At 40.9% G+C, this 17,321-nt stretch carries 9 protein-coding genes and 2 tRNA genes; 7 read left to right on the plus strand and 4 right to left on the minus strand.

Annotation, left to right across the window (positions count from 1 at the left end; genetic code table 11):
* Positions 1-63 precede the first annotated feature (63 nt).
* Entirely contained in the window at positions 64-999 is a 936-nt protein-coding gene (locus tag L3V37_RS08020; protein WP_237306132.1) for a CHAD domain-containing protein, read from the minus strand.
* Between the two features lie 422 nt (positions 1,000-1,421).
* Here L3V37_RS08020 and L3V37_RS08025 point away from each other — a divergent pair, with 422 nt between their 5' ends.
* Positions 1,422-2,210: a thioredoxin domain-containing protein gene (locus L3V37_RS08025; protein ID WP_237306133.1), complete on the plus strand. Its 789-nt coding sequence runs from the start codon at positions 1,422-1,424 to the stop codon at positions 2,208-2,210.
* 777 nt (positions 2,211-2,987) lie between these two features.
* Positions 2,988-5,675 carry an Ig-like domain-containing protein gene (locus tag L3V37_RS08030; protein WP_237306134.1) on the plus strand — a complete coding sequence of 896 codons (2,688 nt, stop codon included), beginning with the start codon at positions 2,988-2,990 and terminating at the stop codon, positions 5,673-5,675.
* Between the two features lie 108 nt (positions 5,676-5,783).
* Here L3V37_RS08030 and L3V37_RS08035 read toward each other — a convergent pair whose 3' ends face one another.
* On the minus strand, positions 5,784-8,033 hold the full coding sequence (locus L3V37_RS08035) for a hypothetical protein (RefSeq protein ID WP_237306135.1): 2,250 nt from the start codon (positions 8,031-8,033) through the stop codon (positions 5,784-5,786).
* 692 nt (positions 8,034-8,725) lie between these two features.
* Between L3V37_RS08035 and L3V37_RS08040 the strand changes: the two genes are divergently transcribed.
* The 3 genes from L3V37_RS08040 to L3V37_RS08050 all read left to right on the plus strand — a co-directional run bounded on the left by L3V37_RS08040 (position 8,726) and on the right by L3V37_RS08050 (position 11,535).
* A tRNA-Leu gene (locus tag L3V37_RS08040) sits at positions 8,726-8,812 on the plus strand.
* A 36-nt stretch (positions 8,813-8,848) separates the two neighbouring features.
* Positions 8,849-8,922: transfer RNA gene (locus L3V37_RS08045), tRNA-Cys, on the plus strand.
* A gap of 948 nt (positions 8,923-9,870) precedes the next feature.
* Positions 9,871-11,535, plus strand: coding sequence for an Ig-like domain-containing protein (locus L3V37_RS08050; RefSeq protein WP_237306136.1), 1,665 nt, complete (start codon positions 9,871-9,873; stop codon positions 11,533-11,535).
* Between the two features lie 70 nt (positions 11,536-11,605).
* Here L3V37_RS08050 and L3V37_RS08055 read toward each other — a convergent pair whose 3' ends face one another.
* Complete coding sequence (locus tag L3V37_RS08055; protein WP_225495853.1) at positions 11,606-12,811, minus strand: hypothetical protein; 1,206 nt, start codon at positions 12,809-12,811, stop codon at positions 11,606-11,608.
* 616 nt (positions 12,812-13,427) lie between these two features.
* Complete coding sequence (gene rnk, locus L3V37_RS08060; protein WP_005376048.1) at positions 13,428-13,835, minus strand: nucleoside diphosphate kinase regulator; 408 nt, start codon at positions 13,833-13,835, stop codon at positions 13,428-13,430.
* Positions 13,836-14,362: 527 nt separating this feature from the next.
* Here rnk and nirB point away from each other — a divergent pair.
* The gene (gene nirB, locus L3V37_RS08065; RefSeq protein ID WP_237306137.1) at positions 14,363-16,927 is read left to right on the plus strand and encodes a nitrite reductase large subunit NirB; all 2,565 of its coding nucleotides are present in this window, start codon (positions 14,363-14,365) and stop codon (positions 16,925-16,927) included.
* Between the two features lie 13 nt (positions 16,928-16,940).
* Positions 16,941-17,264, plus strand: coding sequence for a nitrite reductase small subunit NirD (gene nirD, locus L3V37_RS08070; protein ID WP_045456938.1), 324 nt, complete (start codon positions 16,941-16,943; stop codon positions 17,262-17,264).
* The last annotated feature ends 57 nt before the right edge of the window (positions 17,265-17,321 follow it).

Consider the following 17,321-nt stretch of genomic DNA (forward strand, 5'->3'; position numbering starts at 1 on the left):
TTTCTTAGTGGAGCCTAACGGTTGACTGTAATTAATGAATATTAAAAATACGTGAACCTTGATTTAGGGTCGGTAGAGATTCTGTGTATTGGTATCGCGAATGAAAGACTCAAACTGGCTTAAATGCGTCAAGATGGTTTGGCGAGAGAGTGCATGATGTTCGCTAAGCACGTTAATTAGCTTTTTCAAAGCCTTACGATCTTGTTTATCAAGATTTGCTGTTTCTTTGAGTTGTGCGAAAAATTCAATTTGACTTGAAGTGTCGTTAAAGTCACCGAGCTTGTCTTGCAATAGTTTTAGTTGTTTCACGTTGTTTTTGTGCTGTTGGGAAGGATAGAGCGTGGAAAATCCTTCTAACAAATAACGAAGCGATTTGCACTTTATCCGCATCGAATGAATCACGCTGTCACGACTTTTGTCCGAGATCTTGCGTCGTGCTTTATCAACTTTTTTAAATTGATCGGAGATTTTTTGGCTTGCGAAGAGTAACGCAGGTACGTTGCTATCCACTCGTTCGTGTTGCGTACTTCGCAGCAGACTATTCCTGACCAAAGTGCAGTGCGTTGTGTATTCTTCTGTAGCTAGCCAACGCGTAACTTTTGCCTGTTCGTAAGCACGTTCGGCTTCGATAAAGCCAAAAAGCTGCTCAAGAGACGATTTGTGATTTGGGAGCATTTCAATGTATTGGTTTTTGTCCAAGATAAATACGTCCAAATCACGCAGCTTATTTGTTTTCTTCATCATTATTTTTAAATGAGGTTTCAAAATACGCTGTTCAAAAGGAGGTATCAGTTCGCGAAGTAGTACGCATAGTGAGCGTATGCGCCTTAGTGTGACGCGATACTGGTGTGTATATTCAGGGTCCAAGTCATGGACGATCCCCTGTTCCAGAGAGCGTGCATAATCAAATTCACTAAGGAAGAAGTGGGACATTACGAAGTCGAGTTCGGAGTCGGCATGTAAGGGTAAGTGAAATGATGGTTTCTTATGAATGGTCATGATTGTCCTCCAAAAAGCTTAAACTTAGTGTAGAGGCTGATTTTTTGTACGACTAATAGTGGCTTATATAAATTTGATCTTAAAACAATAACTATTTATTAAATAACATTTATTCTCTCCATTCTAAATTATTTAAAATGGCGTCATAATCTTTGTGACTTCATTGACTTATAATTACTCTTTTACAATACTTTTTATCAACTCGAAAGAAATTGCTGTCTTATCGGAGTGTGAATGGTCATTTATAATTTATTAGTTTTTGAATTCGGTGGTACCTTGTAGCTTGTTGTTATTACTGATGGTTTCTATGTTAGATATTCATTTATAGGCTTATTTCATCATTGACGCCTCAGCAAATCTTTTGATAGAGAAAAGTAAAGTTAAATCTTTATATTTGTTTTGTTTCATATTGAGGACGTGAGATGTTTATACAAACAGTAAGATTCATCATACCATTAGTGCTACTGCAATTTTTAACCGGTTGTCAGTCAGATGATAATGATAATCTAAAATTAGAAGTTGAGTTGTTAAAGGAAGAGATAAGTGAATTAACAAAAGAAATGGGGGAGATACAAAATGAAGTTAAAGAAATTAAAGACTTAGCATTTAATCCACCGAAAAAAGAACCTCCGACTTTGCCAAACCAACTTAACTTTTCCGAAGGTGGTACACTTCCAATTCTTGGGAATAAAGAAGCAAAAATTGCTATCGTTGAATTTTCTGACTTTCAATGTCCTTATTGTAAGCGATTTACGGATAATGCTTTTAAACAGATAAAGGAAAATTATATCGATAACGGAAAGGTGCAATATATTGCGCGAGATTTTCCTTTAAGTTTTCATGCCAAAGCCAAAGGGGCTGCGATCGCGGCTGCATGTAGTCTTAAGCAAAACTCCTATTGGACTATGCGAGAAATGTTGTTTAACAACGCTAAAGATTTAGGGGAGGAGTTCTATCAAAAAGCAGCGATAGACTTATCTTTAAACATTGAAGAGTTCAATAAATGTATGGAAGATCAATCTGTTGCTGACAAGATTGAGCAAGATATGACGCTAGGAAAATCCTTAGGTATTCGCGGCACACCAACTTTTTTAATTGGTCGGGTAGAAAATGATCAACTTGTAGAACCGCAAATCGTGGTAGGTGCACAGGGCTATACGGTGTTTGAATCACTATTAGAGGGGTTATCAAATAGTGATAAAACAGAATAATGATTTTCATATTGAATAAAAGGCAACTAATGTTAGTTGCCTTTTATTTTATCTAAATTAATTCGTTGATTTAGAGATTAGCTCTCGATATTTGATATTAAGTGTCGAGATTTATAGCTGTTGTGGTGAATTGAAACGACATGCATATTTTTTTATTAAATCATCGATTATTAATAGTTGTTTTGTTTGTGTTAGTTTTTTGTTGTTTAAAATAAAGTTCTTATTTTTCATATAGTAATTTTTGAATTATATAAAAATATTAAATTGATATTAGTCTGGGCTCATATTAGTGGTGAGAGTTTACTTGTAAGATAAATCTTCTTATATATTCATGATTTGAATAATAATGTTTGATGTTGTGATGAAAATTAATTGTTTTTGGTTGAAATTTAATCGCCGTGTTTGTAGGATTTTACCCACAAAAACCAACCTATGCTTAAAGGCTGAAGAAAAAGAGGTAAATTAATTGCATACGAATAAATGATTTATCTTGTGTGACTAACGCAAGTTTAACTTAAATAATAAATAACTAATTTATGATTTTCATTTTGCTTAAAAGGCAATGCCTTTTATTGAATAATTATTATATGTCTTTGGATTCTAATTATAGCTTATTTTATTGCTTTTAACGTTTATAAGCGTTTGAAGTTAAATTAAATTTATACGTTTAGGCTAGTTATTTTTTTCGCTTACTAATCATCAATCTTTCGACATGATTGCGGACTTATGCTGTGTGAAAAATTAGAACCAAAGATAAAACCACATAAGAAATTAAGTATGTTTAATACCCATTTTAATATTGTTACTTCCAATACATTTAAACTTTCCACAACGGCTCTTATCAGCCTCTTATCTCTGACATTCAACGCGACGGCGCAGTCACAAGACATCCCGCATGAGCATTTGATTCAACAAGAAAAATCGGTTTCACCTACTGCCAAGGAGAAGCGCCAGCAGGCTCAAGATAATACTAGCGTGCTAAAGCAGACGATGATTAATTATCATGGTGCATCGGCGAAAAACAAACATCACTATTTAGAGCAAATGATTTCTCTTGCTCACGATCGTCAAGTATTGATTTCCGAGTTGTTTCAGTCAGACCCTAGCACGGTAGCGCAGGTTGCTCTGACTGCAAAAGCTCGCAAAGGTATGCCTGAAAAAGTGCAAGCTTTGTTAGAGCATGAGCAAACGCTAGAAGGCGAACTGGAAGTTTTCTATGAAGATTATGAAGATCATAGCAAGAGCCGTCTTCGATATGTACTGCAAACCTCTGAGGGCTTTGTTGAGGTTTACGGTTCTTCTAAATCACAAATCAACCCAATTCCATCTGGTGCTAAAGTTCGCGCTAGCGGTTGGAAGTTTGATGATCAAAACGCGTTAGTTTTGGAAGAGTCGCAGCAAGGTCTTCTTGTATTGGCTGATGGAGATACAGGTGCCGCATCAACCGGTACTTCACCTTTTACTTTGTCTAATACTCTAGGTGAGCAGTCGACACTCGTGATGTTAGTGAATTTTCTGGATGATGTACAAGAACCATGGACTGTTGAAGAAGTAACTGATCTAGTATTTGGCTCGGTGAATGATTTCTATAAAGAAAATTCAAATAATCAGACATGGTTTACTGGAGACGTTCTAGGCTATTACACGCTGCCTATGAACGCAGTATGTAATACTGCGCAAATTTATACTGCGGCTAAAGAAGCTGCTACAGCTGACAGCGTAGACATCGATACCTATGATCGAGTGGTTTTCGTTTTTCCTAAAATTGCTGATTGTGGGTGGACAGGAAAAGGTACAGTGGGTGGGACACCGTCGAGAACTTGGATCAATGGTTCTATGACACTAAGAACTGTAGCCCACGAACTTGGCCATAACCTTGGATTGCATCATGCGAAAAAGCTTGAATGTGGTGTTGAGGTGATTAGTGGTGATTGTTACACAGTTGAATACGGTGATAGTTTGGAGATCATGGGAGCTCCGGGCTTTACCGGACATTTCAGTGCTTTCAACAAAGACAGTCTAGGGTGGTTTTCTTCTGAGCCATCATCAATTGCAGGTAAAATTATTGAAGTAAATTCTGATGGTAGTTACATACTTGAGCCTTATGAGTCCGTTCCTGAGGGGGAAGCCAAAGCAATAAAGATTCAGCGAGGTGTGGACTCTTCAACAGGAAAGAAACTTTGGTACTACCTAGAGTATCGGCAGCCTAAAGGTTTTGACAGCTATCTTGCGAGTTATTCGGATCTTACGTCTGGTGTAACAATGCGCCTAAGTACAGAGTCCGATATGAACAGTAGCCAACTTATTGATTTAACCCCGGCTAGCCAAATAACTGACTGGAACGATTCTGCTTTGGCTGTTGGAAAAAGTTATACAGATATAGAGGCTGGGTTAACCATTACCACCGAGTGGGCCGAAAATACCGGAGCAAGTGTCCATATCAGCTTTACGCAGCCAACATGCCATAAAAATGCTCCCACTGTTGCCGTTTCTCCTAGCCAAAATACCACAGCGGAGTCGGGGAGCACGCTCGGTTATAGTGTTACAGTCACTAATAATGACGCAGAAGGTTGCGATACCTCAGAGTTTGACGTTGAAGCTTCGGTACCAAGTGGGTGGAGTGCCACCTCATCTACGCTAAGTATAGCGCCAGGAGACAGTGAGAGTGTGGTCATTGATGTGACTTCTGACTTAACGGCGACGGATGGTAGTTACTCGATGCTATTTAGCGTAATAAACAGTATTGATACTGATTACTACACAAATACAGAAGCAAATTTTGTTATCAAAACGCCAGTGGACGTCTGTTCACGTGGAACGCCTTTGTTGGTGTTATCTGCAAATCAGACGGGGGAGTTTGAACCGGGCAGTACTGCTAGTTACACAGCAACTCTGACCAACCAAGATAGTGCAACTTGTGATTCGAGTACATTTACCCTATCAGCGAGTGTGCCAAGTGGGTGGACTGCTAATAGCGGTGGTATTACTTTGAGCCCTAGTGAAACTCAATCATTCACAATGAATGTTACGTCAAGCGCAGAAGCAACAGATGGAACATACGATATCGCCATTAACGCTCAGCATTCAGCAGATACGAGCCTGAATATTAGCAAAAAGGTGAGCTTCGGAATCTCAGTTCCAGTCCAGGTGAATAGCGCACCAGTTGCCCAGACAGATCGAGTGGAAGTAAGTTCAAAAGACTCAGTAAGTATTAATGTGCTCGCAAATGATAGCGATCCTGAAGGGGATAAACTAACGATAACATCTGTAACTCAGGGTTCGAAAGGAGCGGTACGAATGACGTCAGATGGTCAGTTAATATATACGCCAGCTAAGAACTTTAAAGGAAGTGATAGTTTCAGTTATACCATCAGCGATGGCGATCTTACTGCGTCAGCGCTAGTGTATATTAGTATGGCGAGCACTTCAGGCTCTAATACCAATAAAGGAAAGGGTAGAAAATAATTTTTCTGTAAACAAGGCTCAGTAAAATTAAAAGGTGCAATGTGTTAAATCATTGCACCTTTTTTAACTAAGGTAAGCCGATAACTTTATTTACCTCATCATCATTAGTTAGGGCGCCAATACGGCTTGTGCGTTGACAACAATCACTGGCTCTACTGCTGGCCCACCATCTTCATCTGCTACTGAGATTACCAATAAGCCTCCAGAGCCTGCAGATCTAAATAGGTTATCTACAGAAGCATCCGGTGTGAGCAAATCAACACTGAATGTACAGTTCATGCTACCGTTCGCAGCGATAGAGAATGGGAACGCAACTGGACAATTACTTGCGGTAATCAAGTAATGTGTATTACCTTGACCAGCTTCTATTGGAGTGCCCGCAATACTAAGAGCATTTAAATTAACCGCTTCATAGCTAGAGGCGTTCTCAATGTTAAGGCTCAATGTTAATGACAGAGCGAAATTCAAGTTGATATCAGCTGGTTCATTGATAAATGCAACTTTACCGTTATCGGTATCTGTGACGATTTCAGGAATGAAATCATCGGTTTCACCTGTTACTTCCGCTGTGTTCATATGTGGCATGTCTGGTTCACCCGATAGGAAAGTCGTAACAGTACAGAATCGACTTTCTCCAGGAGCTAAGATATCACCATAGAAGTTACAATTGCCTTGGAAGCTTCCTGCATCGAATAACACACCAAGTTTGTCATCCGTCATTTCTGTGAGAGTGATACTGTCTACAGGGGACGTATTGGTAATAGTAAACGTGAAGTCTACATTATCACCAGACTCGGTTACAGAATATGGTGGCTCGTCTAAAGCGTTAGGAGTTTTGACCAAATCAATAGCACCAGGGCTGTTACTAAAGGACACACTCGCTTGACCAGAGTCTTCATCCGAGTCGTTTTCGTTATCAAAAGCGATAGCAGTAACGTTGTTCACAAATGCAGGATCACCCACATTACCTGCAACATTTCGTGTATAGCTAAATTGACAAGACTCACCGATTCCAAGCATTGCTCCCAAGCACGTTGCTGCTTCAGTTGCGATGTTGTATTGGTCATCTGTTATAGATGTGATCTCTACCTCGTCAACCGACGAATTGTTGGTGATAACAACAGTGTATTCGACAGGTTCACCAGCAAGACTTTCGACAACGGTTGTTGGATTAGCTGATTTAGTAACAGAAATTTCAGGAGATACATTCGTGAGTTTTACGATGATCTCATTACTACAGTTTGGATTTGGCGTACCAGCGGTACTCGCGACGGTACAAGTGTTGTCTCCGACAGGTTCGTCATATTCATCGACGATAGTGGAACGAACATAGTTTTCAAACGATTCGTCAGTAGGGATATCTGGTAAGTCGTTGTCACTAATAGCAATTTTGAATGTACACTCTAAACCAACCGCTTCTGGCGGAATCTCATAAGGAAGCACGATGTTTTCACAAGCGTTGGCTAGCTCACTTGACATTAATGTGTAGTGACCTTTCGTCATGCCAATATCATTACCGCCACCTACACTGTTTAGCAAGAATGTTTGTGAATCAGAGTTAGTGCTAGAGGATATTTCATCTTCGATTTTAGTCACGAAAACGCTGTTACCAGTACTTTCAGCTGGGACGATTTTAATTGTGTAGATAAATTCGTCGCCAGGTTCTGTTCCCGCCATTTTATTAACCGATTTGGTGGAAACGGGTGGATCTGGTTGAATAAAAATTGGAATGTTGTAATTGTCGTCACAATTACATTTTGATGGAGCGCCAGGGTAGGCATCATTACCATCTTCACAGACTTCATTTTTACCAGGTTGGCGCCAGCTAACACAGTTTGGTAGGTTGAGTTGACCATCTCCGTCAGTATCTTCACACAGCGTGGTTACCTCGGCAGAATGGATAACGACTTGTGCTTGTTGTACGTCAAAACAAGCGTCACCATCGGTGTCGTTCGCGTTCTGAGAGTATTCATCGCTCAAAGTATAGATGTTACAGCTACCATTAAGTGCATTCGGTCCTCCTTCGTTCTGGAAGTAAAGTCCGATGTCATAACGATCACTTGCAGTTGATACAACTTCAAAGTCAGCGGTAAACGTTACGGTTTGTTGAGCTACACAGACCGTCGTTCCTGGGTCTACCGGATTACCACCGATTGCAGTAACTTCGATATTTGTAGCTTCTGCGATATTGATATCATTAGCGGTACAATTCAAATTCTTACCATATTGATCCTCCATACAAATACTTTGTATACCAGGGTCTTGCGCGAATGCGGTTTGCCCATAAAATGCCGCGGCACCTATTAACATGGCGCTAAGCAGCCTTTTATGTCGGCTATTTATTAAATGTTCCATCATCTACCTTCTTTTCTTCTTGAAAGTTGATAAAAGGGCGATGTGAATACCCAATGATGCCAACACTGGACTTCGGCATCATTGAGTACACGAACTGCTGTGCCCCTAGTCCTAAGACAATTACTCCAAAGTGGATAACTAGAAACTGTGCTTTTGGAGCGGTTGTCGGTGACCATAAGAGAGCAAAAATCAAACCAAGCTTAACTGTTTGATTTTTATTGTTTTTGTTTTTTGACAAGTGTCTTTAAAATACACATTGTGAACAGAGTGTTAACTTGTTCGCATTCGCATGGAAGACAGAAAACGAGAATTAAATTTAATATCAATAAGTTACAAGGAGGCAGAAGAACATACCTTTAGTATGTGTTTCTAGTTTACAAGTGAACACTTTGTCGGTATTCGATGCTAAAGGGTATGCTGAATAAATACGGAATACTGTTATTTAAGAATCTGGTGGAAGGATGGCCAATTAGATGTTTATCGAAAGGATTATTCTGAGAAGCTACATGGATATAATTAGGATAATAGATCTACAATTTGAAGGTTATTTACTCTTTCGGGCTGTTTCTTAACCATATGAATCAAAAAGATAAAATTTATTGTTGACCTAATAAATTAATCCGTTAAAGTACACCTCGTTCTCACGATGAAGGTCGCTGAGAAAGATGGTGTCTAACCCATCGCATGATTGCGTTGCCCTGGTGGTGGAATTGGTAGACACAAGGGATTTAAAATCCCTCGGCGTTCGCGCTGTGCCGGTTCAAGTCCGGCCCGGGGCACCATCAAAATCTTTGATGACAGAGATATAAAATCAGAAAGGCGCCTTGGCAGAGTGGCTATGCAGCGGATTGCAAATCCGTGGACCTCGGTTCGACTCCGGGAGGCGCCTCCAATATTTATAAAAAAACCGGCTTATAGCCGGTTTTTTTATATTTGGCATTTCAAACCATTCCAATACATATCTAAATAGTAGTTGTGTATAAACTACAGACCTAAATTAATTATTATATCTAACTTAGTTATATTTCTCTCTATATAATTATTGTTAACTTAGTCTAATACTGAATTTAATTTTGATATTTATCTCCTTTTAAATATATTTTTCTTGATTTATTAGTGTGCTCTGTACTTCGGTTTAACCTTTTAATAAATATGAGTATAGGTGAGTATTGTGATGTTTCATTGTTTTTATTTGACGTAAATTTAACAATATAATGAGTTAATGTGGTTCAGGAAATGATGAATAATATTAACATTATGTGTCGTTATTAAGTTAATGAATTTAAAGCTTATAACTTTTGTTGTGTATTTTCTTTATTTTGTTTTTCGTCCCTATTCTGCTGATATTTAAAGAATTAATTTTTGTGGTTAAACTTAATTGCTAAATTTATTTTATAATATAAATGTTGTTTATATAAAATTGTTTTTATATTCAATTAAATATTTGATAGCTAAGATAAATTTTTTGTTTATGCTCTTTATTTAAGTTGTTCGTCTTTGTGGTTGAATTTTGACCATTTGTTTTGTTATGATTCTCGCGAATATATTTTTGTTTATTATTCATTTATGAACATATTCATGTTAAATGAGGACATGCCTGGATTAGTAGGCTAGGGCATTTTATTGTCTAAATTTTATATTATTTACATTATGTATTTTCATTGAAAAATGAATTATTTACTATTCTAAATTAGGTGAAGCAGTGATAAAAAATATTAAAATAAATAGAAAAACTCTAAATAAAGGGTTGTCATTTTTATTGGTAATATTCTCTTTTCTACAGAGTACCCACTACGCCAATGCAACAGCAAATACGACGGGACAACAAAATACACTAGTTATGTTGCTGAATTTCAAAGAGAACCCGAATGAGCAACCGTTGAGCAAGGCCGAAGCAAATCATTTAGTATTTGATACTGTGGATGATTTTTATCGCGAGAATTCTTTTGGCCAGACTTGGTTTTCTGGTCAAGTTGTGGGTTGGTATACACTGCCTGTTTCAAACCAGATATGTGACTTAAGCGCCGTGCGCGAAGCGGCAGATCAGAAAGCTATTTCATCAGGTATAGACTTGGGCCAGTATGATCGTATCGTTTATATGATGACGAAAACGGCGTGCAGCATTGCTGGCTCAGCGACGATGCAGGGTAAGCCGTCACGAGCTTGGATTAATGGCAACTTTTCCGCAATGAACATTGCTCATGAATTGGGACATAATCTTGGAATGCGTCACTCGGGGGCACTTGACTGTGGTGACCAACCTATCTCAGATCACTGTACAAGACGTGAATATGGTGACAGCTATGATGTGATGGGGGGCTCTAATGGTTATATCAATACTTTCCAGAGAGAGCAGCTAGGTTGGTTAGAAGGTAGTTATGCTGCTAAAACAATTGAAGTTACTCAAAGTGGCACTTATGTAATTGCAAACTACGAAACACAAAGTAGCGCTCCTGTAACCATCAAGGTACCACGTGGTATTGATCCGACTACGGGGAAGAAAAGCTGGTTTTATATTGAGTATCGCCAATCAGTTGGCTACGACAGTTTTTTAGATGCACGCTCTTACATTTTTTATCGTGGCGATGTAACGGACGGCATTGTCATTCGCTCAGCACTAGAAGGTGATGAACGCAGTAGCAATCTGCTTCATTTTAAAATGGGCTCTGAATATTATGCCATTACTGGCTCAAACGACTGGTACGATCCAGCCATGCCAGTTGGTGATAGTTATACTGATCCGCTTTCTGGAGCGACGATCAACTTAAATAGCGCAAATGGCACTCAGGCTGAGGTTACGGTAACGCTAAGTGGTTCTGAGCTTGGTGGTGGCATGGGTAACTGCACTATTAACGCACCGAGTATAACGGCTCAAGCGATTACGAAAAACTCAGTTCTGGCAGGTGAAGATGTGCAGTATCAGGTGAGCATAACAAACAATGACTCTATAGATTGCGGAACTTCTACCTTTAATATCAATACCGTGGTACCGATTGGTTGGCAAGCTAGTGACAATCAGTTAACACTGGCTTCTGGTGAGTCCGGACAAGCAGTAGTCGTTGTGACCTCAGCAACAGAAACTGAAGCAAAAAATTACTCACTGTCTATTCAAACTGAGCACTCAGCTGATCTATCTTATGATGCTGCAACATCAGTAATGTATGCCGTGATGGCAGATGAATTGACAAAGCCTGAACTGGCTGCTGTTGATGATACCGTTATCTTGAATGAAAAAAAGTCTGTTCTAATAGATGTGTTGGTAAACGATATTATTGATGCGCAAGCTTCGGCCTCAGTCGTCTCATTTACAGAGCCTAATAAAGGCAGTGTCGAACTATTGTCAGATGGTTCCTTGCGCTACACACCAAGCCGAAGGTTCAAAAATAATGACAGCTTTAGTTATACCATTAGCGATGGTAATAGCCGCTCAACGGCCGATGTGTTGATAAAGCTACAGTCGGATGGTGGTGATAACAGCAAGCCAGGTAAAGGAAAAAACAAGTAGCAGGATCACGTAAAAATGCCTGACTCTTTGAGTCAGGCATTTTCCTATTTCTAATTATTAGAAACGCATTTTATAGGTTAAGGTCCGATGCGGGCGCAGGGCACATCTCGAGATCAACACATTGAGGACACAAGGTACATTCTGCCTCAGCAGGCATAACTGGTGCTAGATCGCCAAACACAGGAACACCCGTTGCAGTTACCATATCTTTAAAGGCACCTACATAAAATCCCGGAGTACCTTCACCCAATTCGTCTTCTCCTGGAACAGGAACGTAGCTACCTGAGTATGGAGCACATGCCCCTATAGTTCCCATAGGGGTTAGGGTACCGATAAATTGAGGATCAGCGTCTTTATCGTCAGTCACAAATACGTTATTTATGGTTACTTCGGATGTGTTACAGACTTCACCACTGTAATTCACTTGTAGTCCGTAATGTCCATAGTCGTTAAGCACTACGAGTACGTCACAATCTTTTTCAAGTGATAATGAACCGATAAGGTTTTGTTCAGGACAATCCCAACTTGCCGTGTCTTGAGTTGCCACTTCGCCACCTACTTCAGTTGCAGCTTTAGCACTAGCATGGTTCAGGATACCATTCTGGTTAATAACAAAACTGCCATTAATAACCTGTGAGTCGTCCAGATCGAGCATACCTATATTGGTTGTGTGGCTACCTAAACCATCTATATCTTCTGCGGTATCATCAGTGACGACAATATCGTATAGCGGCACAGTACCTGAGTTTGTTACGGTTAACTTGTAATTGAATCGCAATGAATCACCACCAACAACTTCGCCAAATGTACATTCTTTAACAAGAGTAATTTCTGGTTCTCCTGGTGTGTAACAGAATGACACATGGCTCAGACCGTAGTAGTTACCATTTTTAGGATTAACGGGAGAGTGTAAGTTTCCGTCGGAATAAGTTATTACACCACCGTCACTATAATATTCGTAGAAATTACCATTTGGTCCGCCTTTAACAAAGATAGAGTGGACAATACCTCCGCTGCTTGACCAATCAAATGTCTTATCTGGTTGAACATCGATAGTAACGCTTAATTCCCCATCGCCGAGCACACCATCGCCCAATTGATCTCCATCTATGCGATACTCCACGAGCCCTTCAACATTGCCCATAAGATCCGAACAAGTTGGATTGCCCTCTACGAACATAGGGTGTACCCCATTGTCTGTAGGTTCACCAGGGTCGTTAGCTAACGCATTTTGCGTGCTTAAAACAAAGCTTAGAACAACTAGTAATAAAGCCAATAGTTTTGCCTTGGTTATGTTGGCACAACTCAATACGTTTGTGATCCAACATGAATTAATATTGCTTTCCATAAAACCTCCGTTGAGCCTGGGGGGTACTGCTTACCAAAACTCGTTGTTAGTTTGTTATTTGTTGTGGAACGTCAACTTCGGGTGAAAATAAAAGCACAGAGCATGCCATTAGATAACTATTTGTATTTGCATTATTTTTGTGATTTTTGATGATAAAATTGTGTCAGCGCTTTTTACAGTTTTATGCAGGCGTATTTTTGATTTCAGTTAACTCTATGATTGGGAAGATTTAAGTTCGAAGTTAAAAATGTCCACAGCAATGTTACACAGTGTTCAGCAGTGTTACACATGAGGGTTATGGCTCCCTTAATCTCCACTGCCACAATTCAAAAAGTGAATAGCTTTAGTCGGTTGGGCCCGGAATTCGTATGCGCTACTGAGTTGCAAAGTATGGTGAGTCTAATAGAGAGTGTGTAGATGACAGTGTATATGATAGGTTGAAAATTTAGTTGGTTTGAAGGGGGCTTTAGAGTGTTTTTCAAGGTGGATAACTCTCCTGGTGCAAAGTCTTAAATGGAGGCCTTTGCACCGGGACTACTGAGGGTTAGCGGTTTAGTGCACCACAACGCTCAGGCTGGTAGGTGATATCGACAATTTCAATTGTCTTCACTTGATTATTTGGCATTGGCCATTCAAGTTTTTGACCAACAGACAAACCGATCAGTGCGCTGCCTACGGGCGCAAAAATAGAGATATCATCACTGCTTTTCAGTTCAGAAGGGTAAACCAGTGTCTTTGTCATGGTTCTATCTTCACCTGAAAATTTAAACTCTACAGTCGAGTTCATCGTGACCACGTTATCTGGCATTTGTTCTGGCTCAAGAACTGTTGCTCGGTCGAGCTCTGCTTCTAACTCCACAAGCTCCGCTGCGATGTTTGGCATTTTATCCAACAAAGCCGTGATTCGGTTCATATCTAAGCTTGAGATGTAGATAGAATTGTTTTCTGACATTTTATGACTCCCAAATAAAAGGCCGCCACACAAAAATGGGACGGCACTCTATATGTCAATTACGGTATCAATCATATGGACGCTATTCCATATGAACTAAACCTGATTTTAGTCTTTATAGTGCGACTTAGCTAGTAAAAAATTTTTGTTGTGAAGCTTGATTTTTCTAAATCTTTCAATCACTTCAGATATTGTTCACTGATCACCTTGAAACGGTGAAGTCAAGTGAGTGCGTCGTTTAGAAGCAAAGCAGGATTTATCGTAGGTGTGCTCGGTTTCGATGGTCAGCCTAACTTCATAAAAGCAAAACGGTATAGTCCGTTGCTAGCATGGCTTCGGTTATCTCAGTTTGTTAAAACTACCAATATCCGTTAATAAATTACTTTTTATTTCGCAATAGTCAGATAAATACGTTCATCTACCCCTTTAGGGTAGTTTGAAATTGTAATTGATTTACATCATGTATTAATTTTCTTTCACAATTAACAATGAGCTCAGTGATAAGAACCTAACCCTTAGGAATTATAATGAGCAAGTTGAAGCTAGTAGTCATCGGTAACGGTATGGTAGGGCACCGTTATATTGAAGACTTAGTCGAGAAAGCTGATATGTCTAATATAGACATTACGGTTTTCTGTGAAGAACCTCGTGTCGCATACGACCGTGTGCACCTTTCCTCTTACTTTTCTCACCATACTGCAGATGAACTTTCTTTAGTGAAAGAAGGCTTCTACGAGAAACACGGTATTAACATGCTGATCGGCGAACGCGCGATTAACATCAACCGTGAAAACCGCATTGTTTACTCAAGCACTGGCCGTGAAGTTCAATACGACAAGCTGATTCTTGCTACTGGCTCATTCCCATTTGTTCCACCTATCAAAGGTCACGAAAGCAAAGACTGTTTTGTTTACCGTACTATCGAAGATCTTAAAGCGATCGAAGCGTGTGCGAAGAAGAGCAAATCAGGCGTTGTTGTCGGTGGTGGTCTGCTAGGTCTTGAAGCAGCTGGTGCATTGAAAGCACTGGGTGTAGAAACGCACGTTGTTGAGTTCGCACCGAAGCTAATGGCTGAACAACTTGACCTTGCTGGTGGTAACCAACTTCGTCAAAAGATCGAGCGTATGGGCGTGAACGTTCACACCAGCAAAAATACGCTTGAGATTGCGCCAGAAGGCACAAATGCACGCAATGTTATGCGTTTTGCTGACGGTTCAGAGCTAGAAACAGACTTCATCGTATTCTCTGCAGGTATTCGTCCACAAGACAAACTAGCACGCCAAATGGAGCTAGAAGTGGCACCTCGTGGCGGTGTTGCTATCAACGACCATTGTCAGACTTCTGATGAGAACATCTACGCGATTGGTGAGTGTGCGTCTTGGAACGAAATGTTCTACGGCCTTGTTGCTCCTGGCTACAAGATGGCGACCGTTGCTGTTGATCACCTACTAGGTAACACAGAAAGCAAATTCGAAGGCGCTGACATGTCTGCGAAGCTGAAGCTGTTGGGCGTGAAAGTAGGTTCAATTGGTGACGCGAACGGTCGTACTGAAGGCTGTAAGAGTTACGTTTACCAGAACGAAGAACAAGAAGTTTACAAACGTCTTATCGTTTCTAAAGACAACAAGAAACTGCTTGGCGCGGTTATGGTTGGTGACACCTCTGACTACGGCGACCTGCTTCAACTTATGTTGAACGAAATCGACCTACCAGAACACCCAGATGCGTTGATCCTTCCTGCACACGCAGGCGCTGAGAAACCAGCATTAGGTGCAGACGCTCTACCAGAAAGCGCAGTGATCTGTTCATGTTTCGACGTGACAAAAGGCAAGATCGCACAAGCAGTTGCTGATGGTCACCATACATTGGGTGACATCAAAGCAGTGACTGGCGCAGGTACAGGCTGTGGTGGTTGTATTCCTCTAGTGACGTCTGTTCTAAATGCTGAGCTTGCTAAATCTGGTATCGAAGTGAAGAACGACGTGTGTGAGCACTTTGCATACTCACGCCAAGAGCTGTTCCACCTAATCCGTATTGAAGAGATCAAAACGTTTGATGAGCTTCTAGAGAAATACGGTAAAGGTTACGGCTGTGAAGTTTGTAAACCACTGGCTGGTTCTATCTTGGCTTCTTGCTGGGGTGAGCACATTCTTAAGCCACAACTGGTTAAGCTGCACGACACGAACGATAACTTCCTAGGTAACATCCAAAAAGACGGTACTTACTCTGTTATCCCACGTATGGCGGGTGGTGAAGTAACACCTCAAGCACTGGGTGCGTTAGCGAACGTTGCAGCAGAATACAACCTATACACCAAAGTAACCGGTGCTCAACGTATTGGTCTGTTTGGTGCTCAAAAAGACGATCTTCCAGAGATCTGGCGCAAGCTTATCGACGCTGGTTTCGAAACAGGTCAAGCGTACGCAAAAGCACTTCGTATGGCGAAGACATGTGTGGGCTCTACTTGGTGTCGTTACGGTGTTCAAGACTCTGTTGGTCTAGGCTCTTACATCGAGAACCGTTACAAAGGCATTCGTACACCTCATAAGATGAAGTTCGGTGTTTCTGGCTGTACTCGTGAGTGTGCGGAAGCACAAGGTAAAGACCTTGGCATCATCGCGACTGACGCAGGTTGGAACATGTACGTATGTGGTAACGGCGGTATGAAACCTCGTCACGCAGACCTACTTGCAAGTGACCTAGATAAAGAAACGCTGATTAAGTACATCGACCGCTTCATGATGTTCTACATCCGTACTGCTGCGCCACTACAACGCACATCAGTTTGGATGGAAAACATGGAAGGTGGCGTTGACTACCTACGCGAAGTGATTGTTGAAGACAAGCTTGGTATCAACGCTCAACTAGAAGCTGACGTAGCGAAGCTTGTAGACGAGTACGAGTGTGAGTGGACTGCGACCATCAACGACGAATCACAACTGACTCGTTTCGCACACTTCATCAACTCTGACAAGCGCGATGACAACGTTGTGTTTGTACATGAGCGTGAACAGCACCGCCCAGCAACCTTCACGGAAAAACACCCTGAAGCGAAAGGCGACATCCTACACGTAGCGATCACTGAAGCATAAGGGAAGGTTGATTATGTCATTTGAAAAGATTTGCCAAATCAGCGACATCGTACCGGGCACGGGTGTTTGTGCTTTGGTTGATGGTCAGCAAGTTGCGGTATTCCGCCCAACAAAAGCAGAAGAAGTGCTGGCGATCAGCAACACAGACCCGTTCTTCCAATCAAACGTGCTTTCTCGCGGTTTGATCTGTGAGCACCAAGGCGAGCTTTGGGTGGCTAGCCCACTTAAGAAGCAACGCTTTAACCTGACAACAGGTGCGTGCATGGAAGACGAGCGTTTTAGCGTGAAAGCGTACAAAACCCGCGTAACAAACGGCGAAGTAGAAATCTCTGCGTAAGCTTGGTTTTCATTCCCTCCTCTTAGGGGAGGGAATGAACTGAAACCTAGATTTAAT

The organism is Vibrio sp. D54 (assembly GCF_021728075.1).
GTDB lineage: Bacteria > Pseudomonadota > Gammaproteobacteria > Enterobacterales > Vibrionaceae > Vibrio > Vibrio alginolyticus.

Coding starts and splice junctions, on each gene's coding strand:
- rnk (WP_005376048.1), bottom strand. CDS start 13,835: ATGTCAGAAAACAATTCTATCTACATCTCAAGCTTAGATATGAACCGA.
- L3V37_RS08025 (WP_237306133.1), top strand. CDS start 1,422: ATGTTTATACAAACAGTAAGATTCATCATACCATTAGTGCTACTGCAA.
- L3V37_RS08050 (WP_237306136.1), top strand. CDS start 9,871: ATGTTGCTGAATTTCAAAGAGAACCCGAATGAGCAACCGTTGAGCAAG.
- L3V37_RS08020 (WP_237306132.1), bottom strand. CDS start 999: ATGACCATTCATAAGAAACCATCATTTCACTTACCCTTACATGCCGAC.
- nirD (WP_045456938.1), top strand. CDS start 16,941: ATGTCATTTGAAAAGATTTGCCAAATCAGCGACATCGTACCGGGCACG.
- nirB (WP_237306137.1), top strand. CDS start 14,363: ATGAGCAAGTTGAAGCTAGTAGTCATCGGTAACGGTATGGTAGGGCAC.
- L3V37_RS08030 (WP_237306134.1), top strand. CDS start 2,988: ATGTTTAATACCCATTTTAATATTGTTACTTCCAATACATTTAAACTT.
- L3V37_RS08035 (WP_237306135.1), bottom strand. CDS start 8,033: ATGATGGAACATTTAATAAATAGCCGACATAAAAGGCTGCTTAGCGCC.